General features: G+C 69.0%; 18 protein-coding genes. 9 read left to right on the forward strand and 9 right to left on the reverse strand.

Annotation, left to right across the window (positions count from 1 at the left end):
* Positions 1-16 precede the first annotated feature (16 nt).
* Genes ACIOSY_RS04645 through mtrA form a run of 3 tightly spaced genes read right to left on the reverse strand, consistent with a single transcriptional unit; the run spans position 17 to position 4,138 of the window.
* Complete coding sequence (locus tag ACIOSY_RS04645) at positions 17-1,762, reverse strand: LpqB family beta-propeller domain-containing protein (protein WP_400849757.1); 1,746 nt, start codon at positions 1,760-1,762, stop codon at positions 17-19.
* An 8-nt stretch (positions 1,763-1,770) separates the two neighbouring features.
* A complete protein-coding gene (gene mtrB / locus ACIOSY_RS04650) occupies positions 1,771-3,450 on the reverse strand; it encodes an MtrAB system histidine kinase MtrB (protein ID WP_400849760.1) in 1,680 nt (559 codons plus the stop codon).
* A gap of 7 nt (positions 3,451-3,457) precedes the next feature.
* Entirely contained in the window at positions 3,458-4,138 is a 681-nt protein-coding gene (gene mtrA / locus ACIOSY_RS04655) for an MtrAB system response regulator MtrA (protein WP_400849763.1), read from the reverse strand.
* Between the two features lie 97 nt (positions 4,139-4,235).
* Between mtrA and ACIOSY_RS04660 the strand changes: the two genes are divergently transcribed.
* The 5 genes from ACIOSY_RS04660 (at position 4,236) to ACIOSY_RS04680 (ending at position 9,840) form a co-directional block, all read left to right on the forward strand.
* Positions 4,236-5,702, forward strand: coding sequence for a hypothetical protein (locus ACIOSY_RS04660; protein ID WP_400849766.1), 1,467 nt, complete (start codon positions 4,236-4,238; stop codon positions 5,700-5,702).
* Entirely contained in the window at positions 5,699-6,340 is a 642-nt protein-coding gene (locus tag ACIOSY_RS04665) for a DUF4129 domain-containing protein (protein WP_400849769.1), read from the forward strand. The genes ACIOSY_RS04660 and ACIOSY_RS04665 overlap by 4 nt, the downstream gene beginning before the upstream one ends.
* Positions 6,337-7,521 carry a DUF4350 domain-containing protein gene (locus tag ACIOSY_RS04670; RefSeq protein WP_400849772.1) on the forward strand — a complete coding sequence of 395 codons (1,185 nt, stop codon included), beginning with the start codon at positions 6,337-6,339 and terminating at the stop codon, positions 7,519-7,521. Before ACIOSY_RS04665 ends, ACIOSY_RS04670 begins: the two co-directional genes overlap by 4 nt.
* An 87-nt stretch (positions 7,522-7,608) precedes the next feature.
* Positions 7,609-8,532 (forward strand): AAA family ATPase, encoded by a 924-nt coding sequence (locus tag ACIOSY_RS04675; protein ID WP_400850920.1) that lies wholly within the window; start codon positions 7,609-7,611, stop codon positions 8,530-8,532.
* Positions 8,533-9,840: a DUF58 domain-containing protein gene (locus ACIOSY_RS04680; RefSeq protein WP_400849775.1), complete on the forward strand. Its 1,308-nt coding sequence runs from the start codon at positions 8,533-8,535 to the stop codon at positions 9,838-9,840.
* A 26-nt stretch (positions 9,841-9,866) separates the two neighbouring features.
* Here the strand turns inward: ACIOSY_RS04680 and ACIOSY_RS04685 are convergent, their stop codons facing one another.
* On the reverse strand, positions 9,867-10,859 hold the full coding sequence (locus ACIOSY_RS04685) for a stage II sporulation protein M (protein ID WP_400850923.1): 993 nt from the start codon (positions 10,857-10,859) through the stop codon (positions 9,867-9,869).
* A gap of 16 nt (positions 10,860-10,875) precedes the next feature.
* On the opposite strand from ACIOSY_RS04685, the gene ACIOSY_RS04690 reads away from it, so the two are divergent.
* Positions 10,876-11,685: an RDD family protein gene (locus ACIOSY_RS04690; RefSeq protein ID WP_400849778.1), complete on the forward strand. Its 810-nt coding sequence runs from the start codon at positions 10,876-10,878 to the stop codon at positions 11,683-11,685.
* Between the two features lie 36 nt (positions 11,686-11,721).
* On the opposite strand, the gene ACIOSY_RS04695 is transcribed toward ACIOSY_RS04690, so the two are convergent.
* Positions 11,722-11,928, reverse strand: coding sequence for a DUF3499 family protein (locus ACIOSY_RS04695; protein ID WP_400849781.1), 207 nt, complete (start codon positions 11,926-11,928; stop codon positions 11,722-11,724).
* A gap of 79 nt (positions 11,929-12,007) precedes the next feature.
* Here ACIOSY_RS04695 and ACIOSY_RS04700 point away from each other — a divergent pair, with 79 nt between their 5' ends.
* On the forward strand, positions 12,008-12,436 hold the full coding sequence (locus ACIOSY_RS04700; protein WP_400849784.1) for a hypothetical protein: 429 nt from the start codon (positions 12,008-12,010) through the stop codon (positions 12,434-12,436).
* 30 nt (positions 12,437-12,466) lie between these two features.
* Here the strand turns inward: ACIOSY_RS04700 and ACIOSY_RS04705 are convergent, their stop codons facing one another.
* The 4 genes from ACIOSY_RS04705 to manA all read right to left on the reverse strand — a co-directional run bounded on the left by ACIOSY_RS04705 (position 12,467) and on the right by manA (position 18,604).
* Positions 12,467-13,849, reverse strand: a complete 1,383-nt coding sequence (locus tag ACIOSY_RS04705) for a DUF5719 family protein (RefSeq protein WP_400849787.1) — start codon at positions 13,847-13,849, stop codon at positions 12,467-12,469.
* Positions 13,846-16,881 carry a glycosyltransferase gene (locus ACIOSY_RS04710; RefSeq protein ID WP_400849790.1) on the reverse strand — a complete coding sequence of 1,012 codons (3,036 nt, stop codon included), beginning with the start codon at positions 16,879-16,881 and terminating at the stop codon, positions 13,846-13,848. Before ACIOSY_RS04710 ends, ACIOSY_RS04705 begins: the two co-directional genes overlap by 4 nt.
* Before the next feature lie 99 nt (positions 16,882-16,980).
* On the reverse strand, positions 16,981-17,298 hold the full coding sequence (locus tag ACIOSY_RS04715) for a WhiB family transcriptional regulator (RefSeq protein WP_400849793.1): 318 nt from the start codon (positions 17,296-17,298) through the stop codon (positions 16,981-16,983).
* Between the two features lie 178 nt (positions 17,299-17,476).
* The gene (gene manA, locus ACIOSY_RS04720; protein WP_400849796.1) at positions 17,477-18,604 is read right to left on the reverse strand and encodes a mannose-6-phosphate isomerase, class I; all 1,128 of its coding nucleotides are present in this window, start codon (positions 18,602-18,604) and stop codon (positions 17,477-17,479) included.
* 70 nt (positions 18,605-18,674) lie between these two features.
* On the opposite strand from manA, the gene ACIOSY_RS04725 reads away from it, so the two are divergent.
* Positions 18,675-20,090, forward strand: a complete 1,416-nt coding sequence (locus ACIOSY_RS04725) for an O-antigen ligase family protein (RefSeq protein WP_400849798.1) — start codon at positions 18,675-18,677, stop codon at positions 20,088-20,090.
* The gene (locus ACIOSY_RS04730) at positions 20,087-21,385 is read left to right on the forward strand and encodes an O-antigen ligase family protein (RefSeq protein WP_400849801.1); all 1,299 of its coding nucleotides are present in this window, start codon (positions 20,087-20,089) and stop codon (positions 21,383-21,385) included. Before ACIOSY_RS04725 ends, ACIOSY_RS04730 begins: the two co-directional genes overlap by 4 nt.
* The last annotated feature ends 17 nt before the right edge of the window (positions 21,386-21,402 follow it).

Here is a 21,402-nt window from a genome sequence, read left to right on the forward strand (position 1 = left end):
CAGGAGAGGTCTGCGGTCACTGGCCGGAACGTGTCGCGAGCACGATCACGCCGGTCGCGACCTCGCGCCATGCGGACCCCGCATGCGCGAACAACACCCCTTCGACGTCCAGCACCCGCAGGCCGGAGACGCTCCGAGCCCCGGAAAGCGCGGTCGCGCCGCTCGGCGCGAGCTCCGCGAATCCCACACCACCGACCATCTGCGTCAGCAGGTCGGGGTCCTGGGGGTCGGCGAGGACGCCGAGCCGGTAGTCTCCGATCCACACCAGGCCCTCCACCTCGCCCTCTGCGCGGGTGAGTTGCTTGATGGGGCCGAGCTGGGTCGGGAGCCCTTTGTCATCGCGGACGACCGCCGCCACCACGACCCAGCGCTGACCGCCCACGACGATCACCGCGGCGATCCTCGCGCCGTCCGCGGACACGCGGATGCGCTGCACCGACGAGGCCTCCGGCCACGCATCGGTGATCGGATGCGCGGTCACGTCGCTCCCCCACGCCTGCAGCGCTGTGGGTTCATCGGCCGGCACGGTCCAGGTGTACCCGTAGGGGTCGAGCGAGGGGGCCACCAAGCCCGCGCGCGCGTCGAGCTCGTCGACCCGCCCGTCGCCGACGAGGTAGACCGGTCCGTCCGTCAGTTGCACCGCCGCCTGCGACTGATCGGCTGCGACATCGATCGAGCCGATCGGCGAGGTGATCGCGAGGATCTCGTCGCTGATGCCCTCGACCGGTGAGACCTCGTCTCCCACGACCGTGCCGAAGGCCCCGTCCACGAGAACCAGGGGTCCCGTATCCGGCGGCGTCTCCGCGACATCGACGACGCCCGCGTCCAAGCTGCGACCGTCGACCGTGAAACGCACCTGCGAGACGTGCACGCCCGCGGCGTTCAAGGTCTCCTGCAACTGGGTGCGCATCCGGCCGAGCGTCTCCCGATCAAGGCTCGCGGCGGGGCGCGTGAGCGCGACCTCCGCCACTTGGGACGCGTTGATGGGCACAGCATCCTGGGCGAGCTGCACGTCTGCGGGGAAGGCGGATTGCACCGCCGGATCCAACCAGGAGCTGGGCGATCCGCCGATCAGCGCCTGCACGACCGTGGTCGCGATGCTGGCGCGTCGCGGGAACCAACGCACGTCCGGCACCAGGCGCGTCCACGTGCGATCGAAGTACTGCAGCGGATAGCCCTCGAAGACCTTCGCGAACAGGTCCTGATCGATCACGACGCCGTCCGGAGCCTGCGCGATGCGCCATTCGCCGTTCGCCGCCCGTTCGAGCACGAACGCGAGGTTCGACGGCCCGGGTGCCGACGAGTACTCCCCCGACTCGTCGACGCTGGCGACCTGATTCAGCAGCACCGTCACGTCGGCGGTCTGGGCCTTCTCGGCTGCGTCGGTATCGTCGCCGTCCTCTTCACCGTCGCCGTCTTCGGCGACGGACGACGTCACGGTGCGATCGATCGCCGACGTGTCGACCGAGACGCCGGTGCCCGGACGCCAAGACCGCTGCATCTCCGGTGTGAGGAATCGACGCGCGATCTCCCAGTTGTCCGCCGGGGTGATCGCCGCCTCCATGAACCCCTCGACGATCTCCTGCGCGCCTGCACCGGTCGCCGGTCCGGAGGCGAGCGGCAGGAAATCGGTGTCGTCGGTCGTTTCGCCGAGCTCGAGCCCGACGTTCACATCGCCCGTCGTGGGCAGCCCCGCACAAGCACCCAAGAGCATCGCGCTGCTCGCCGCGATCGCGATCGTCGCCATCGCCCGGCGAAGCATCCGTCCCCTCATGCTCGGCCACCCCCCTCGTCGAATTCGGAAAGATCGACGAGCGAGATCGGCTGCGTCGCGTCGCCCAACTCGGCCAGCGGCTCCTGCGGTTCGACGGGCACCGGGCCCGGGCCGTCGATGGTCATGCCGTGACGCGGAAGCGTGAGCACGAAGTTCGTTCCGACGCCGATCTCCGACCACACCGAGAGGTTCCCCCCGTGCAGCATGGCATCGCCGAGCGCGATCGACAGTCCCAGACCGGTGCCGCCGATGGTGCGCTGGCGCGACGGATCAGCCCTCCAGAAGCGGTCGAACACCCTCTCGGCATCCGCCGGTTCCATTCCCAGTCCGAAGTCGCGCACTCCCGCGGCCACGGCGTGCTGGTTGCTGTCGACGGTCACGACGATCGGGCGGCCCTCGCCGTGCTCGATCGCGTTCCCGATCAGGTTGCGCAGCACCCGCCGCACGCGGCGCGGGTCCATATCGACCGGAGAGTATCCGCCGGGAGCGACCAGCCTCAGCTCGGTGCCGTGGCCGTCCGCCAAGGGGCGCATCTGTTCGATCACGTCTTCGGCGACGTGCGCCAGGCTCGTGGCTTCGAGTTCCAGCTGCACGGAGCCGGCGTCGTACCGGCTGATCTCGAGGAGGTCGGAGAGCAGGATCTCGAACCGCTGCACCTGCGCATGCATCAGCTCCGCCGCGCGGGCGGTCACCGGGTCGAAGTCGGCGCGCTGGTCGTTGAGCATGTCCGCCGCCAAGCGGATCGTCGTCAGGGGCGTGCGGAGCTCGTGCGAGACATCGGAGACGAATCGCTGTTGCACCATCGAGAGCTCGCCGAGCTCTTTGATCTGCGCCTCGATGCTGTCGGCCATCGCGTTGAAAGAACGTCCGAGTGTCGCGAGCTCGTCTTCCCCATGCACCTCGAGTCGCACGCCGAGATCACCGGACGCGAGCCGCGCGCTGGTCTCGGCCGCCTGGATGATCGGGGTCGACACCGTTCGCAGCACGAACCACGAGATCGCCGCCACGATCGCGATCAGCCCGATTCCCGCGATCCACAGCGTGCGCTGCACGAACACGAGCGTCTGATTGGCGTCGGACAGGTCGTACGCGAAGTAGATCTCGAAGGGACCGGCCTCCGGCACCATGATCTGCTGCCCCACGACGATCCCCGGAACCTCGCCGCCGCCCTCGACGGGCAGGGCGACCGACTGCCACGCCTGACGGTCGTCGAATTCCTCGACGCGCGCACGGAGGCCCGCGGTGAGCAGATTGGCGTTCAGGCCGGCGGTGAATCCGTTGAGGCGAACGCCGTCGGCGTCGGAGTCGATGCGGATGCCGGTGAGCTGATCCGCATTGGAGTTACGGGCAAGACCCGCCTGAATCGTGTTCCAGAGGTCGGTGAGCGCCGCCGGATCGTCTCCGACCTCCGCCACATCGAGCGTGCTCTGAGCGACGTCGACCGCGCGCCGAGCGTCTTCGAGCGCTTGGTTCTTCTGCGACACGAAGAGATCGTTCTGGATCACGAGCGCCATGGTGATGCAGGTGATGAGGATCGCCAGGGTGGTGGCGAGAAGAGTGACGGCCAGCGTGCGGAAGCGCAGCGAGCGCCGCCAGAGGGCAGCGAGAACCGTCGGCCATCCGCGCCAGTCGCGTATCACCGCGACCGCCGTGGTGGTCGCTGTCGTCGCGGCCATGGTCCGCCTAGACGGCACTCCCGGCGCGATACCCGACCCCACGAACGGTCATGACGATCTTCGGGTTGTCGGGATCGAGCTCGACCTTCGCCCGAAGGCGCTGCACATGCACGTTCACGAGGCGCGTGTCGGCTTTGTAGTGGTAGCCCCACACCTGCTCGAGGAGCATCTCGCGCGAGAAGACCTGCTGGGGCTTCGATGCGAGCGCGACGAGCAACTGGAACTCCAGCGGCGTCAAGGCGATCGGAGCGGTGCCGCGACGCACCTCGTGCGCATCGACGTCGACCGTCAGGTCACCGACCCGCAACTGCTCGCTCGTAGTCTGCGGGACGGGACGAAGACGGGTGCGGATGCGCGCGACGAGTTCTTTGGGGTTGAACGGCTTGACCATGTAGTCGTCCGCACCGACCTCGAGCCCCCGAACCACATCGGCGGTGTCGGTGCGTGCGGTCAGCATGATGATCGGAACGCCGGACTCGTTGCGGATCCGCGTGCAGATCTCGATCCCGTCCATGCCGGGCAGCATGAGATCGAGCAGCACGAGGTCGGGGCGCTGCGCGCGCCATTCGTCGACGGCGCGCGCGCCGTCTGCGCAGAACACCGGTTCAAAACCCTCGGTGCGCAGCACGATGCCGATCATCTCGGCGAGCGCAGTGTCGTCGTCGACCACGAGGATGCGTGAGGTCATAACAGTTACCTTATGGCACCCGGTGTCACCATCCGCAGGTCCGCGCACCACGCGGAGGGATATGGCACGATGGGAGCGCACAACGGAGGGAGCGCCAGTGAGCGCACAAGGCTGGACCCCTGCCCCGAAGAAGGGCATCATTCCGCTGCATCCGCTGGGATTCGGCACTCTGCTGGGGAAAGCCTTCGTCGCGCTCCGCCACAACCCGAAGGTGCTGTTCGGTTTCGCGGTCGTCGTGCAGCTCGTCGTGGTCGTCGTGACATCTGCGGCGATGCTCCTCGTCTTCTACACGACGTTCTCCCGCCTTTACACCCTTGCACCCGGGTCGTCCGATTTCGAAGCCGTGCTGAGCGGCACCATCGGGCTCAACATCGTTGCGGTCCTCGTGGTCAGCCTCGCCTCGCTCGCATTCACCGCGATGATGCAGGGTGTCGTCGCGTCCGACATCGGCTACGCGACCATCGGCGTGAAGGCGAACCTGGGGATGCTGTGGCGCAAGATGCTTCCCTCGTTCTGGAGGCTCGTCGCATACTCGCTCCTCGTGGGGGTCGCGGTGTTCGCCGTGTTCTTCGTGATCGTGCTCATCCTCTTCGGCCTGATCGCGGGTGGCGTCGCCAGCGGCGCGGACTACGTCGGGCTGATCGTCCTCTTGGTCGTGCTGCTGTTCCTCGGCTGCGTGCCGCTCTTCGTCTGGCTCGGAACCAAGCTCCTGCTCGTCCCGACGATCCTGGTACTCGAGCGCGCCACGCTGCGCAGCGCGCTCGTCCGATCGTGGCGGCTGACCCGCGGCCGTTTCTGGGTGGCCTTCGGAGTCAGCTTCCTGATCGCTCTGATCATGGGAGCGGCCACCCAGGTCATCAGCATCCCCACGACACTCCTTGCGCCGATGCTCGGCGGGGTCATCGCGCCGACAGGCGCCCCGGATGCGAGCGCAGTCATCGGTATCGTGCTCCTGACCCTGGCCCCCCAGATTCTCGTGCTCGCCGTGCAGGCGGTGTCGTCGGTCGTGCAGAGCACCGGTGCGGCACTCATCTATCTCGACTGCCGTATGCGCTACGAAGGCCTCGACCAGACTCTCGTGTCGCACGTGGAGCGTCGCGACCTCGGCTGGACGGACGACCAGCTCGGCGACCCCTACGCCGTCGACCCCGCACGCGCGGTCACGAGCACTCCTCCGCCGAAGCAGGTGCCGGAGTACGTGCTGGCCGCACAGGGCTACGCATACCCGCAGCCGTACGGGGCCCCCGGTTACGCCGGACAGGGGTACCCCAACCAGCAGGGGTACCCGAACCAGCAGGGGTACCCGAACCAGCAGGGCTACCCGAACCAGCAGGGCTACGGCGGGCAGATCTATCCGGGCCAGGGTGTTCCGTCGCAGCCGCAGTACGCCCCGCAGAGCTACGGCGCCCCGCAGCAGCCGCAGCCGTATGGCGCTCAGCCCCCTCAGCCCTACGCCGCTCCTGCTTCCCCTCCGCCCTTCTCCGCGCAGCCGCCCCTGGCTCCTGCGCCACCTGCACCTCGTCCCGCGCAGCCCTCGCCGGGTGACGGCGACGCATCGGCATGATCCGACCGCTCGACGATCTGTTCGTGCCGGATGGCGACGAAGCCCGGCGCTGGGCGGAAGAAGAACTCAGCAACTCGCGCTACGACGAGGCCGAACCGACCTGGTTCGACTACGTCGCCCGCGATATCGGGCGCTTCTTCGCGGATCTCTTCAATTCCGACAACAGCGCCGCAGTCGGACCGTCCGCTCTGATCATCGTCAGCATCCTCATCGTCGCCGCACTGGTCGCCGCACTCATCATCTGGGGCCGGCCGAGACGATCGCAGGCGGTGAGACGGGCACGTACCGATCTCCTCGGCGTCGACGATGATCGTTCTGCCGCGCAGCTGCGTGCGGATGCGGAACGCAGCGCGCGCGACAGTGATTGGGACACCGCCACCATCCTGCGGTTCCGAGCGATCGCGAAAGACCTCCTCGAACGGGATCTGATCGATCCCGCGCCCGGGGCGACCGCGCAAGCCATCGCCCGCGAGGCGAGCCGAACGTTCTCCGACGAGACCGCCGCGATGCGGGCGGCGGCGACGGCCTTCGACGACGTGCGCTACCTCCGTCACCCGGCGACAGCCGATTCCTACGCCGAGTTGGCCGCGACCGACGACCGGCTGCGCTCACGACGGCCCGAGTTGGTCACGGCATGACGACAGCGGAAGAGATCGTCGAGCCGTCGACCGCAGAGCCGCGCCCCCGACGCGTGCGCGGACTTCTCGGCTGGGTGGCCGTGGCCGCGCTCGTCCTGGTCGTCGCCTGGGTGGGCCTGCAGGTCACGGCGAATCCTCCGAGCGCGACCCGCTCGCTCGACCCCGAGGGACGCAACGGCGTCGGGGCCCTCGCTCTCGCCGAGATCCTGCGCGACCAGGGCGTCGACGTCCAGGTGTTCCGTTCGCGGACGGATGCCCGTGCAGCCATCGACGACGACACGACGCTCGTGATGACCAATCCCTACACGCTCTCCGACGAGGCGCTCGCCGAGCTCATGTCGCCGGCCGATCGGATCGTGTTCCTTTCGACGGGCTCCCACCTCCTCGGTGAACTCGGCATGGGCGACTACGCACCCGGAAACCTCGATTCGGTGGATGCCGACTGCGCCGCCCGCGAGTTCGCCGACGTGGGCTCGATCCGACCCGACCGCCTTCTCGAACCCGCCGAGGGAGTGATGGCGTGCTTCGGCGACGACGACGGCGCTGCGGTGCTCATCGATGACACCGATGGTGCGCACACCACCGTGGTCGACGGCACGACGCTCTTCAGCAACGCCTACCTCGCCGAAGACGGGAACGCGGCCCTCGCCCTCGCACTGCTGGGGCAGACCGAGCGGGTGGTCTGGTACGTGCCCACGCTCGCCGACACCGACATCGAGGCGCAGTCCCCCGACACCCTCGGCGATCTGACCCCGGGTTGGGTGACGCCGGCGATTCTGCTGCTGATCGCCGCGGGGATCGCCGCGGCGCTCTGGCGCGGACAGCGCTTCGGGCCGCTCGTTGCCGAGACTCTGCCGGTCACCGTGCGCGCCTCCGAGACCATGCATGGGCGGGCTCGTCTGACCGCGAAGGCGGGAGACGCTGCGCACGCTGCTCGGGTGCTCCGCGAAGGGTCGCAGCGACGCCTGGCGCGCCGACTCGGGCTGACGGCCAGGGCGACCTCCGACGAGGTGGCGGATGCGGCATCCGACCGTCTGGGCATTCCGCGCGGAACCCTGCAATCGGTACTGGCGGGCCCGCTCCCCCTCGACGACCCGGGACTCATCGAGTTCGCGCGCGCACTGGCCGACCTCGAAGCGGCCGTGGAGAAGACGCTGCGCACGAGGCGGAGCGACGAATGAACCATCACACACCCACACGACGGAAGCCGAGGGCATCACGTGACCGCTGAGTACAATCCCGCCGACGACGCCGCGCTGCGTCACGCCATGCACCGCGTGCGCACCGAGGTCGACAAGGCCGTGGTCGGTCAGGCCGGCACGGTGACGGGCCTGCTCGTCTCCCTGCTCGCCCGGGGCCACGTGCTCCTCGAGGGCGTGCCGGGTGTGGCGAAGACGCTCGTCGTGCGATCGTTCGCACGAGCGTTGGGCCTCGACACCAAGCGCGTCCAGTTCACCCCCGACCTGATGCCGGGCGATGTGACGGGCTCGCTGGTGTACGACGCCCGCACCGGCGAGTTCGACTTCCGTGCGGGTCCCGTCTTCACCAACATCCTGCTGGCCGACGAGATCAACCGCACGCCTCCGAAGACCCAGGCCGCCCTCCTGGAGGCCATGGAGGAGCGTCAGGTGTCGGCAGACGGTGTGAGCCGCGCGCTTCCCGACCCCTTCCTGGTCGCGGCGACGCAGAACCCGATCGAGCACGAGGGCACGTACTCCCTGCCCGAGGCTCAGCTCGACCGCTTCCTCATGAAACTGGTCGTCGGCATGCCCGAGCGCGATGCCGAGGTGCAGGTGCTGCGCAAGCACGCGTCCGGCTTCTCGCCGCGCGAGCTGACCGGCGTCGAGGCCGTCGTGTCCGCAGACGAGATCCGCGCCGCGCAGGCGGCCGCAGGGCGCGTCGAGGTCACCGACGACGTACTCGGTTACGTGGTCGATCTCGCACGTGCCACACGGCAGTCCCCCTCCGTCGAGCTCGGAGCGAGCCCCCGCGCGTCGACCGGCCTGCTCGCGGCCGCGAAGGCATGGGCCTGGCTCAACAGCTCCACCGCCGTCACCCCCGATCACGTGCAGACGATGCTCGTCCCCGTCTGGCGCCACCGACTTCAGCTGCGGCCGGATGCCCAGATGGAGGGCGTCTCCGCCGATGCGGTGCTGACGTCCGTCGTGCAGCAGACCCGGGTGCCGATCTAAGTGTTCGTCACCGGGCGTCTTGCCATCGCGGTCGCGGTCGGCGTCGTCCCGCTGGTCCTGACCGGGCTGGCGGGCTATCCGCCGTACGCGGTACTGGGTGCGTGGATCGCTCTGTGCCTCGTGCTCGTCGCCCTCGACGTCACGCTCTCCGCGAGCCCGCGCGCAGTCACGGTGAGTCGCCGTGTCCCCACGCGCACTCGCCAGGGTGAGCCGGTGCCGGTGAGCATCGCCCTGCACAACCACGGTCCGCGCGACCTGCGCGCGCTGATCCGTGATGCCTGGCAGCCGACCGCGGGTGCACCGTCGTCGCGCATCTCACTCGACGTGCCGACCGGTGAGCGTCGCCGCATCGCGCTCCCCCTGGTCCCCCGCCGACGCGGCGAGCTGGTGAGCGAGTTCGTGGTCATCCGCTCCCGCGGCCCGCTCGGTCTCGCCGGTCGGCAGGCCACGCACCGTGTGCGAGGAGCCATCCGGGTGCTGCCGGCGTTCTCCTCGCGCAAGCACCTGCCGTCTCGCCTCGCCCGGCTGCGCGAGCTCGACGGCAACACGAGCATCCAGGTGCGAGGACAGGGCACCGAATTCGACTCCCTGCGCGAGTACGTGCGCGGCGACGACGTGCGGTCGATCGACTGGCGTGCGAGTGCGCGCGCCGGAGCCACGATGCTGCGCACGTGGCGTCCCGAGCGCGACCGTCACGTCGTGATCATCATCGACACCGGGCGCACGGCCGCGGCGCGCGTCGGCGACGGCACCCGAGCGGATGCGTCGCTCGAAGCCGCCCTTCTGCTCTCCGCCCTCGCCGCTCGGGCCGGCGACCACGTGCACCTGCTGATGTACGACCGCGTCGTTCGTGCGCGAGTGACCGGCGTCGAGGGCAATGCCCTGCTCCCCGCCCTCACCGATGCGATGGCACCGGTGCACGCGCGCCTCGTCGACACCGACTGGCATGGCGCGTTCGCGGCAGTGCGCACCCTGACGACCCGTCCATCGCTGATCGTGGTGCTGACGGCGCAGGATGCTGCGGAGTCCTCTCGGAGTTTCCTCGGGGCCTTCCCCAACGCATCGCGATCGACGACGATCCTCGTGGGATCAGTCACCGACGACGACATCGCGGCGCTCGCTCAGCAGCGGGGGTCGCGCGAAGAGGTATACCTGGCTGCCGCTGCCGAGCGCGCACTTCGTGATGCGGAGGTCGTCGCAGATGCGATCCGTCGCGCCGGTGGCGAGGCGATCGCCGCCGATCCCGAGGCGCTGCCGCCGCGCATCGCCGACCGCTACCTGGAACTCAAAGCCGCAGGACGCCTCTGACGGCCGGGGCCGCGCGCGGTCACGCCTCAGCCGGCGACGAGGCGCGGGGTTCCGGCCTCGTACTCCACGAGGTCGCCCGTCTCGCCTCGGCGGTACGCGCGACCGCCGATCACGAGCATGTAGATCAGGAACACGGCGAGTGCCGCCGCACCGATGCCGATCTTGACGGGCCAGGGAAGCGCCCATCCGGTGACGAAACCCTCGACGAGACCGGCGAGGAAAAGGGCGAAGACCAGCCCGAGTGAGACGGTCGCGAGCGCCCGCCCCTCGGCCGCGAGTGACTCGCCGCGCGACCGATTGCCGGGTGCGACCCAGGACCAGAAGAGGTGCAGGCCTCCAGCTGCCGCGACGAACAGGCAGGTCATCTCCAGCATCCCGTGCGGCAGGATGTACAGCACCATGACATCGGCCTGATCGTGCGCCGCCATGACCGCCCCCGAAGTACCCAGACCCTTCGCATTCTCGACCATGATGTAGATGGGCCACAGACCGGTGATGCCGAACAGCACGCATTGCATCGCCAGCCAGGCATTGTTGGTCCAGACCATGCCCATGAACACCGCGGCCGGGTTCTCGGTGTAGTACCCCGTGAAGCTCTCGTCGGCGTACTGCGCCAAGAGCTCCGGCGGTCCGAGCGTGGCGACGAGCTCGGGGTCGCTCGAGATCCACGCCGCGTACCCGACCGCGATCGCGATGAACGCCAGGGCGATCACCAGCGTCGTCCAGCGCAGCCGGTACAGCGCTGCGGGCAGCTGGAGGACGAAGAACCGAGAGACCTGCGTGAGGATGCTGTCCGTCGCCCCTGTGAGCCGCAGGCGCGCGCGCACGAGCATCGTCGAGAGATGCGCCCCCTGCGGGGAATCCCCCACCGACGTCTTCAGCTCGGCGAGGTCGGCCGATGCCGCGCGATAGCGGATGATGAGTTCGTCCACGCCCGCGCCATCGAGCCGGGCGCGGCTGAGTTCGTCGAGTCGCGCCCATTCGGCACGGCGTGCATCTGTCAACGCATCGGCATCCACCTGATTTACTGTACTCATGTCCGCGCCGATCGATACCTCTGAAGAGGTGCTCTCCGGAGAAGCCGTCGCGATCGACGCGCTGCCCCTCGGATTCCTGCTCCGGGCGCTCGGCGCCCTGATCGACATGCTGATCGGCTACGCGATCTTCGTCCTGTGGCTCTTCCTCCGCAACTGGCTGGTCAACGAGGGCGTGCTCACGGAAGCGACCGATCGTATCGCCAACATCGCGTCGATGGCGGTGAGCTTCCTCATCATCCCGATCACGGTCGAGATGCTCACCAAGGGCCGCAGCCTCGGCAAACTCGCTGTCGGGGGGCGCATCGTGCGCGTCGACGGTGGTGCCACCGGCTTCCGCCACGCCTTCATCCGCGGCCTGCTCGGGGTGTTGGAGATCTACATGACGGTCGGCTCGATCGCCATCCTGAGCGGCGCGCTCACCGCGCGCTCGCAGCGCCTGGGCGATCTCGTCGCCGGTACCTACAGCCAGCGAGTGCGCACCCCGAAGCTGATCCCCCATGTGCCGATGATGCCGTCGGAGCTTGCAGGATGGGCGCAGATCGCCGACGTCGCTCGACTCCCCGATCGCCTCGCGCGCCGCATCTCGCAGTTCTTGGCGAGCGCACCGCAACTCGTTCCGGGCGCCCGCGCACGGGTTGCGCAGGAGCTTCTCATCGATGCATCGCCGTTCGTGTCGCCCCTGCCCGCAGCCAATCCGGAACGGGTGCTCATCGCCATCACCTGCGTGCGCCGCGAACGCGAGTTCCGGGCGCTTCAGAACTCCGATCGCCGAGCCGAGAAGCTCACCGGGCGCCGCGTCGGCGTGTGACGTCCACGGCCGTGAGCGGATGCCGCGGCTGCCCGATCAGGCGCGCAGCGCCTCGTGCCGCACGACCAGCCACCCGGCCGGTACCGACAGCCGATCGGCGTGCGGGGCGCAGAGATCGTGCGCATGGGGGTGCTGGGCGAGGCCCAGCGGACCGAGCGCCGCCATCTGGTCGCCGTAGTCGTACGTGAGCGTGGCGACGGCCTCGCGCGCGCAGGCCACTTTCGAGCAGATTCGTCCGTCCATCCCGGTCAGGCTACGCGGGCAGGGGTGCGGCACCAGGTCGCCGCGCCGCATCGCGGAAGACACGGCCTAGACTTTCGTCATGCCCCGTCGACGCGCGACCCGCACTCCTGCCGCACCTCGGCGAGGTGCCCGTCATGGCCGACACGGACGGTTGGGCCGCAGCGAGGTCGTGAAGCCACCACTCGCGCCGCTGGACGGCCGCCTCGATCGCTTCGATCTCGCTGTCGGGACGGCCGTGGAGTTCCTGCGCGGCACCTGGCCGGAACTTCAGCAGGTGCGGTTCGAGATCGGGGCCATGCCCGGTTTCGATGCGGGCGAAGAGGTTCCCCGGTGGCATCTCGACCGCGACAACGCTCGGATCATCCTCTTCCGGCTGCCGATCGAACGGTTGCTACCGCCCGGGCACGACGATGCGACGCACCGACGGATGGCCGTCGAGAGCGCCGTGTTCCGCGCTGCCGCGGAGTACGTGGGCCGCGAGCCCTGGGATCTCGGCCACGACCACTGACCAGACGACGCTCGTCGGGTCCGCGGACTGTTACGGGTAAACCGTGATGCTCTGCGCGGCGCTCGCACTCGGCTGGAGCGGCCATGCCGCGACAGCACCGTCACCGATCATCGTCACCGCGGCTCGCACCGGATCCGAGGTGCGGAGTCGATAGACCGTCTCCTCGGCGAGATCGACGGTCGCCGAGCCACCCGCGGGGACGACGATCTCCTGATCCGTGCCGCCCTCGATCGCTTCGATCGTGACGCGCGCCTCGGCGTCGTCGGTGTTGACGAGCTGGAGAACGGGCGTCGGGCCCGCCGGCACGGCGAAGAGCACGTCGGTGCTGATCTCCGGCGCCGGTGTAACCCACGCGAAGTCCGATCCGCTGCCGAATCCCTGCTGCTGACGTACGGCGGCCACGACCGGAGCCTCCGCCGCGATCTCGACGCTGTACGAGCCGGGATCGAGGTCGGGAAGCGAGACCTCTGTGGGCGTGTCGGCCGGCAACGGCACCGAGAACTCGTCGACGACGGCCGTCGAACCCGTCGCGTGCACGCTCACCGTCGCCTGCGTGTCGACGCCGGGCGACAGCATGCGCAGGACCGTCTGGTCGGTGCTGTCTCCGTCGCCGTCGAAGGACTGCACGCCCACGATCACCGGATGCTGCTGCGGGCCGGCGACCGCGTCCTGAAGATCGATGCCTGCGGGATCGAGCGTTCGCACGAACGACGACTGCAGCACCGCGCGCACGGGCGCACCGACCGTGGAGACCTTGACGATCGGCGCCTCATTGCCTGCGGCGACCGACGCGAGCGAGAGCGCGACCTGCGTCATAGCCGGCACGATGACCGTGCGGGTGCTGCGTGACTCTCCGTACACCGCGAGCGTCACCGTCGAGGTGACGGCCGAGGCGTTCGTGAGAGTGATCAGATCCTTCGTGCCGGTATCGACGCTGCCCCCGACCAGCCACGACTCCATCGCGCTCTCCCCGCACGGGAGTGCGGCGAAGCCGGCGAGATCCGACGATGTCAGAGTGAGGGATTCCGTCGCCGCGATCAGCGGAGCCATGCGGTCGTCGACGGCATCCGTCAACCGGCGCACTTCGCCGGCATCGGCGAGATCGGGAGCGGAGAGCGAGGTCGATGACATAGCTCCGCTGGTCCCCCCCTCGGTCAACGACGGCGATCCCGCGGAACGCATGCTCAGCGGATTCGACGAATCCCGACCGAGTGCCCGGAAGTCGCCGTTGCACACGAGCACAGGATCGCTCGGAATGGGATCGACCTCGACCTGCGCCGGTGTGTGAGCGACCTCGGGCCACGGAGCATGGATCGCAGCGACAACTCCGACTGCGCACGCCACCGCGACAGCCGCACCGATGGTCAGTCGCGCGCTGGTGGCGACGACGCGGAAAACGCGCGTACGGCTCATCGCTGCTCCTCCTCGGGGTTCGCGTCCCTCACGGGTTCGTCCCCGGCGGGCATGTCGCGGGCATCGCTCTCGGCGACCTCGTCCGCGTCGGTGGAGCGGTCGACGGTCGGCGCGACAGGATCGGCGACCTCTCCCTCGTGCACGGGGTCGACTCCGCCGGACGCGTACGACACGTCGCCGAACTCATCACCCTGCGAATCCTCGTGGTGACGGGGAAGCACGAGCGGTTCGTCTTTCGCGCGTCCCACGATGCGCGAGTGCGCTCGTGCGGCCCGGCGAGACGATCGCGTCGGGAGCGACAGCAGCAGAGCGGCGAAGACGAACACGAGCTGCAGCGTCACGACGAGGTGCGCCTGTTGCGCCTGTGCGCTCGTGAGCGCGGGCGGTGCGCTCACATCCGCTTCGATGCGCCACAGCACGCCACGGTCCGTGGTCCCCGCGTGCACGAAGCCCGCCCGCTGATCGATCGACGTGACCGCAGAGGTGCGCAGCGCGCGCGCCCGATCGGCTTCATCGTTCGGGACCTTCGCGAGGAGGACGTAGCTGATCCCGTGCGCTGCGAGCTCGCCCGGCGCATCGAAGTCGCGACCGGAGAGGAGGTCGACGGACAGCGTCGAGATGTCCGTGCCCCGAGTCTCTTCGGCCGTGGAGATGATGGTCGTCTGGGCACCGAGCGTCTCGCTCGCCCCCCAGATGACCTCTGCCGAGAGCCCGCCGTCGTTCTGCGGGGTGAGCACGAGGGTGCTGATGCGCTGATCCCCCGCTGCCTGCGCCGCGACGTAGGCGGGGAGAGTGGACGCCGGCCCATCCGTGAGCACGGAACGCTGCATGTGGAAGGCCGTGAGAGCCGGCATTGCGCAGACGATCAGCGCGACTGCCGCGATGGCCGTCACCGCCGTCCTGATGCGCGGGAGCGAGACGGCGGTGTCGAGAGTCACGAGGGCCGCACCCACGACGCCGATCCAGGCGAGCGAGAGACCGGCGCCGGGCCACACGGCGACCGGTGCCCCCTGGGCGAAACTCACGGCGACGCCCACAGCGAGGAACGCCGTCGCGAGACCGGCGAGCGCCACGACGAGCAGAGTGATTCCCGCACGCCAACGCGGGGCGATCGCCGCGCAGAGCGCGAGGATGCCCAGCGGGGCGCACAGGAGCGCGGCCCACGACCCGAGCGGGAGGAGTGCGAAGTCGGCCCACTCGGCGAAGTCCGCCGTCGGGAAGCCCGTGGCGATCGCTGTCCGGCCCACCGCATCCGCGGCACCCGCAGGCCCTGCCCAGATCAGCCCGGGGTCACCGAGGAGCGCCAGCGCCGAGCCATGGGCGAGCTGCCAGAAGATGAGCGGGGCGAAGAGAACCGCGGCGGGAATCGGCAGCCACAGAAGCCGGACGGCGCCCCGGAAGCGCGCCGATCCGAGCGTGATGCCGAGCCCCACGACCCACAGCAGCAGGAGAGCGGGGATGAGCGACGGCGAGCAGGCCGCGACGGCGGCGAAGAGCAAGGAAGCCGCCCCGGAAGCACCCCATGAGCGGTGAGCCACCACGGCCGCGTGGAAGAGCCAGGGCAGAAGCAGATGCACGAGGACGCCGGTCGGGCGCCCGTCGATGAGGGCGGTGAGGAAGGTCGGAGCGAGCGCCCAGGCGATGCCGGCGAAGATCCGGAGTCCGGCACGATCCGTCACACGCGTTGCGGCGAACCATCCGCCGAGCACGGCGAGGGGAAGCGCGAGGATCCACAGCAGCACGAGGGAGAACGACGGCGCGCCCGGCCAGATCGAGCCGACGACGGCGATCACGGCGGAGAACGGGTCGGCGGGGCCGACGATGTCGAGACCGAGTCCTCGCACACCCCAAGCGGCATCCGCCCAGAGCGCGGCCACGGTCTGGCGGAGGGGCAGAATCGCGCCCCCACCGAGCGCCGGCCAGGCGAGGAGCGAGGTGAACGAGGCGAGGCTCACGACGAGTGCGGTCAGCACCGCCCAGGCGCCACCACCGGAGAAGAAGTGCAGTTCGCTGGCTGCTCCGCCTTCGCTGCCGTGACCGTCATCGAGCCTGCGACGCAGCTCGGAGGACGTGACACGGAGCGGCGAGATACTCGCCCACGTCGAAGTGCGGAAGGAACGGATGCGTGCGCGCGAGCGGGCGACCGCACCGAATCTGAGCATGGCGACGAGCGCGGCGCCCCACTCGGGCAGAACGGCTTCGGGCCGCTTGCCGACGAGGTGGGTCACCGACCTCCAGAGCGCGATCGGCAGCAGCGCCAGCCAGTGCAGCGGGAGCACGATCGCGGGCGCGTACGCCAGTCGACGATGGAGCTGCGCAAGGCGGGTGACGTACGCGCGGCGTGTGCGACCCGACGGGAGTGCCGCGGGGCCGTCCGGCGAGACAGAAACGCGTGCTGTGGGTGCCAGGACCACTCGTCCCCCGCCGAGACGTGCACGGACGCCGAGGTCGAGGCCTTCGTCGGCACCGGCGAGCGCAGTGTCGGGACGCAGCGCGTCGCGCACTTCGTTGCGGATCAGGATGCCGCGGATGTCGGAGCCCAGTGCCTCATCGAGACCATCGTGCTGGCCCTGGTCGAGTTCGCCTGCGGAGAGTTCGACCGTGCGACCGAGGCTGGTCATGGTCACACCCAGCGACACGATCTCCCTCTCGTTGTCGGTCGACACGAGCTTGGGGGCGACGATCGCGGCGGACGGGGAGCGCTCGAGCATTCCGCTCAGGCGCTCCAACGCGCGAGGGTGAGGTGCGGTGTCGTGGGCGAGGAGCCAGACGGCGTGGCCGTCGGTGACGCGCGGCCTGGCCAGTTCCACCGCCTCGGCGAAAGACGTGGAATGCCGAGCTTCGATGATGCCCTCGACGGTGCGCGCGACGGCGTCGCTCTCGCGTGCGGATGCGGCGTTGCCGCACACCACGAGGGTGACGGCGGCGACCGGAGCGGTCTGGGCGCGTATCGCTTCCAGCGTGCGGAGCAGTTGCGCCCGGGCGGATGATCCAGGGCGCGCAACGATGATGGCGTGAACTCGGGCTGGCATGACATCGTCAGCCTATGCGCGCCGGACCCGTCGTCGAAGGAGCCGAGTCGGCGCGCCCGCGAAGCTTCTCAGCAAGCTGCGGCCGTTCGCGATGCGTGGTCAGCTGGCGCGGCGCTTGAGTTTGCGACGCTCGCGCTCGGAGAGCCCGCCCCAGATGCCGAACCGCTCGTCGTTGTTCAACGCATACTCGAGGCACTCGCCTCGCACGTCGCAGGAGGTGCAGATCCGCTTCGCATCGCGCGTGGATCCGCCCTTCTCCGGGAAGAACGCCTCAGGGTCCGTCTGCGAGCAGAGCGCATCGGTCTGCCAGGAGAGAGCACTGTCATCATCTGCTTCGACCTTGCGAACCCCGGGTACTCCGAGGTTGACCGGGTCGACGAACCAGTTCTCCGGAACGTCGGATCTGTATCCCGTCATCTCGACCTCCAAGCCCTCTCTCGCGCCCCCCGCCGGGCCGTGCATGACTAATTACACCCGTGTCATTCGCATCGGTCAAGTCGCGGATCGTAAACCCTCAATCACCTCTTGAAGGTTTTTGGCCGTTCCTCGGCGTGTCGCGCTCGATTGCCTCCGTATCGGAGGCAGAGCAGCCGGCTCAGTGCCCCGGCGTGGCCACGAAGGCTTCGCCGACCCCTGACAGCGTCAGAGAGTTCTCCTCGCGCGATGCGTAGGCGACCGACCCGACGGCGATGTCCACGGTCGCATCGACCCCTCCGACGGAGACGTCGCCCGCGGTCGAGAGCACCATCGCCGGGCCTTCGACGTCGATCGTGACGGGGTCGCCCGACAACGTCACCCGGCGCAGCGCGAAATCGGAGACGGGAACGTCGTATGACGCCACGGGGCCCGCGGCCTCGGGCCGCAGCACGGGGACGACTCCCGGAGTCGTATCGACGATGGCGAGGAGCTCCGGCACATCGATGCGCTTGGGAGTGAGTCCTCCGCGCAGCACGTTGTCGCTCGCGGCCATGATCTCGACGCCCAGCCCGGACAGGTAAGCGTGCAGAAGGCCGGCCCGCAGGAAGACACCCTGTCCGCGTCGGAGGACGACGTGGTTCATCAGCAGGGCCACGACCACACCCGGGTCGCCCGGGTAGGTCTCTGCGATCGTCGCGACCGCCCGGAGGGTGGTGGCCCACTCCCCCGCGGCTTCGCCACCGGCGGACTGCACGACGGCATCGATGATCTCGTCGACGGCATCACCCGCACTCCCGTCGAGGAGCCATTCGATCGTCTCGCGCAGGGCATCGCCGTCGGTCGAGAGACGGGCGCGCAGCGCGACCACTCCCGGCGTCGCCTCGAGGGCGTCGAGCAGGGCGAGGGTTTCGGCCACGGGTCGCAGGCCGCTCAGCGACTCGAATCGATCGCTCAGCGCGACCAGGAGTTCGGGCTTGTGGTTCGCGTCACGGTAGTTGCGCTCCGGAGCATCCGGTGCGAGCGCGCTCTCCCGGCGCCAGCCGTCACGCGCCTGATCGATCGTGGGATGCACCTGGATGGACAGCGGCTGCGCTGCCGCCAGCAGCTTCAACAGGTACGGCAGCTTTCCACCGGTCACGGTATCGAGTGTGCCGCCGTCTGTGACGTCGGCGGGATCGCCGGGGTGGTCTCCGAACCACACCTCTGCTTCCGGAGCGCCGGTGGGCTCGCGGCCTTCGAGTTCGGCGAGGAGGGAGTCGGATCCCCACGCGTAGTCGCGGGGTGCATTCGTGAGGTGCAGCAGCATGCTCCCCAGCGTAGAGCCGAGCGCAGACACTCCGAGACGATTTCAGGCGGGTCGCGGTAGCCTGAACGCGATGGCCCAGTACACCAAGCATCCGGTCAAAGCCCCGCCGAGCGCCCCCGAGCGCGAATCGACGGGGCACTTGCTGTTGCGCGCTTACATCATCCTCGTCCTGTTCGTCACGTTCGCCCACACGGCGGTCTACAACCTCCTCGGTCAAGTCGGCGCCGGCGCGACGATCGTCGTGTTCACGCTCGCGACGGCAGCCATCGGCGTCCCCCAGCTCGCACGCAATCTTCCGCAGCCGTTCCGCTGGCGTCGGCTGCCCTGGGCCGCTCTGGGTTACATGACCCTCGCGCTCGTCTCGGTCGCCTGGTCCCAGTGGCGAGGACCGACCATCGTGACGGGGCTGCTGCTGGCCGCCGTGACCGTGAACGGACTCTTCATCGCGCACGTGCTCACCTGGCATGAGATCGTGCGCGCCCTGTCATCCGCGTTCAAGTGGATTCTGGGCCTCTCGCTCGCCATCGAGCTGTGGGTCTCGTTGTTCCTGCACGAGCCGCTGTGGCCGAACTTCTTCGACCGCCCCGACGGCGAGGTCGACGCGCAGTGGTACTGGGTGCGGGACAACCTCTTCGACGGAGGTCGGATCCAGGGCATCGTGGGCAACGCGAACACGCTCGCGATCATCTCTCTGTTCGCGCTCATCACCTTCGGCGTGCTCTTCGCAGCGCGCTCGAGGTGGCGGACGACGCTCGCCCTCTGGATGCTGCTGGCCGCGTACTTCCTCTTCCGGACCGCATCCGCGACCGCGCTGGTGTGCGCCGCCGCCGCCGCCGTCGTGCTCGTCGTCGCGCTGTTCATGCGACGCGCGCGTACCCCCAGTGCCCGGACGCGCGTCTACGTGGTCGCCATCGGCGGGTCCGCGCTGGCGGCTCTGGCGTTCTGGCTGCTGCGCGAACCCCTCTTCTCCCTGCTGGGGCGCAGCGCCGACCTCACCGGACGCTCGGACAAGATCTGGACGAAGGTACTCGAACGCGCCGCGGAGCATCCGGTGTTCGGCAACGGCTTCTCGAGCCCCTGGGTGCCGTGGGACCCTGCCTTCGCGGGATGGATCGAAGATCACCACATCACCGTCTTCCACGCGCACAACATGTGGCTCGACGTGCTTCTGCAGCTCGGTGCGCTCGGAGTCGTGCTGATGGCCCTGGCGTACCTGAGCCTGCTCTGGCGTTCCTGGTTCTTCGCCGTCGATCGGCCGCGGTGGGACCTGAACTCTGCGAGGAACTACTCGCCCCTCACTCTCCTGCCCAGCCTGTTCACCGTGGTGCTCCTCGTTCAGGGGCTGTCCGAATCGACGCCGATCATGCTCTGGGGCTGGATGCTGGTGATCCTCCTCAGCTTCAAGCTGAAGTCGGTGCCGCACGTGGGCGTCGGCGAACGCGACCAGGTGTTCGAACGCGGAGCGCCGGCCCGGCGGATTCCGTGACGACAGCGCATCGGGCGACCCGGCTCCTCGGCTCCGTCGAGATGGCGAGAGCGTTCACCCTCGCCGCCCTCGGGGCGGTGTTCGGTTCCTTCGCCATCGAGCGGTTGAGCTCTCCCGCCACGCTCGCAACGATCGTCGCGGTGCTGTGCCTGCTCGGCGGAGCCATCCTGTGGGTCCGACGCGAGGAACTCTCCCCCTTGCGGATCGCCCCCTCGTCGCTCTACGCATTCCTCGGCTGGGCGCTGGTGAGTCTCGTCTGGACATCCGACAAATCCGAGACCCTCTTCGGATGGTTCTCGCTCTTCGGCTACGCCTTCCTCGCGCTGACCATCGGGCATATCCGTGACACGCTTCAGACCGTGCGCGCTCTCGGCGACACGTTCCGTGCACTCCTCGCGGTGTCGCTCGGCGTCGAGATCCTGTCAGGAATCCTGCTCGACCTGCCGATCGTGGTGCTCGGAATCCAGGGCAACCTCGCCGTCGGAGGACCGATCCAGGGCATCTTCGGCAGCCGCAACATGCTCGGGTTCATCGCCGTGCTGGCCCTCATCACCTTCGTCATCGAGTGGCGCACGCAGTCCGTCACCCGACCGATCGCGATCCCCTCGATCGCTCTCGCCGCGGCGCTGGCCTTCCTCTCCTCGTCCCCGACGGTCATCGTGCTCGCGGCGGCCGTCGGCATCGTCACGACCGCGCTGACCCTGGTCCGACATGCGTCACCGGAGCGCCGGAACATCGTTCAGTGGACGCTCGGGGCGCTGGTCACCGTCGCGCTGACGGTCGCGTTCCTCTTCCGCCACCAGATCATCGCCCTGCTCGATGCAGGATCAGACTTCTCGATCCGCGCGACGCTGTGGAACAAGGTGTTGGACTTCGTGGCTCTCAAGCCGGTACAGGGCTGGGGATGGTTCGGCTCCTGGGCGCGGGGCGAATACCCGTTCACCTACATCAACTTCCAGCTCGACGATCGTCACCAGAGCGCCCTCAACGCCTACTTCGACGTGCTGCTCCAACTCGGGGCGGCGGGTCTCGTCCTGTTCCTCCTGCTCGGTGGCGTCGCCCTCGTCCGCTCCTGGCTCGTCGCCAGCGTGCGCAGGTCGGTGGTCTACGCCTGGACGCCGATCACGCTGGTCACCCTGGCCGTCGACTCCATGTTCGAGAGCTTCACCCTCGCGGGGGCCGGGTGGTTCCTGCTCGTGCTGTGCGCGTTGCGCGCCGGTCAGTCGCGCTCGTGGCGGGAGAACGTCGACGCGGCGCACACCGGCGTCATCCCGACACTGCGCTCGCAGAGCTGAGCGGGTTCAGCGGCCGG

This window comes from Microbacterium sp. NPDC087665 (assembly GCF_044743285.1).
In the GTDB taxonomy this organism is placed as follows: Bacteria; Actinomycetota; Actinomycetes; order Actinomycetales; family Microbacteriaceae; genus Microbacterium.

Bases quoted from the DNA above. Each gene is read 5' to 3' on its own strand.
- ACIOSY_RS04645 (WP_400849757.1), bottom strand. From the start codon at position 1,762: ATGCTTCGCCGGGCGATGGCGACGATCGCGATCGCGGCGAGCAGCGCG.
- mtrB (WP_400849760.1), bottom strand. From the start codon at position 3,450: ATGGCCGCGACGACAGCGACCACCACGGCGGTCGCGGTGATACGCGAC.
- mtrA (WP_400849763.1), bottom strand. From the start codon at position 4,138: ATGACCTCACGCATCCTCGTGGTCGACGACGACACTGCGCTCGCCGAG.
- ACIOSY_RS04665 (WP_400849769.1), top strand. From the start codon at position 5,699: ATGATCCGACCGCTCGACGATCTGTTCGTGCCGGATGGCGACGAAGCC.
- ACIOSY_RS04670 (WP_400849772.1), top strand. From the start codon at position 6,337: ATGACGACAGCGGAAGAGATCGTCGAGCCGTCGACCGCAGAGCCGCGC.
- ACIOSY_RS04675 (WP_400850920.1), top strand. From the start codon at position 7,609: ATGCACCGCGTGCGCACCGAGGTCGACAAGGCCGTGGTCGGTCAGGCC.
- ACIOSY_RS04690 (WP_400849778.1), top strand. From the start codon at position 10,876: ATGTCCGCGCCGATCGATACCTCTGAAGAGGTGCTCTCCGGAGAAGCC.
- ACIOSY_RS04695 (WP_400849781.1), bottom strand. From the start codon at position 11,928: ATGGACGGACGAATCTGCTCGAAAGTGGCCTGCGCGCGCGAGGCCGTC.
- ACIOSY_RS04700 (WP_400849784.1), top strand. From the start codon at position 12,008: ATGCCCCGTCGACGCGCGACCCGCACTCCTGCCGCACCTCGGCGAGGT.
- ACIOSY_RS04705 (WP_400849787.1), bottom strand. From the start codon at position 13,849: ATGAGCCGTACGCGCGTTTTCCGCGTCGTCGCCACCAGCGCGCGACTG.
- ACIOSY_RS04710 (WP_400849790.1), bottom strand. From the start codon at position 16,881: ATGCCAGCCCGAGTTCACGCCATCATCGTTGCGCGCCCTGGATCATCC.
- ACIOSY_RS04715 (WP_400849793.1), bottom strand. From the start codon at position 17,298: ATGACGGGATACAGATCCGACGTTCCGGAGAACTGGTTCGTCGACCCG.
- manA (WP_400849796.1), bottom strand. From the start codon at position 18,604: ATGCTGCTGCACCTCACGAATGCACCCCGCGACTACGCGTGGGGATCC.
- ACIOSY_RS04725 (WP_400849798.1), top strand. From the start codon at position 18,675: ATGGCCCAGTACACCAAGCATCCGGTCAAAGCCCCGCCGAGCGCCCCC.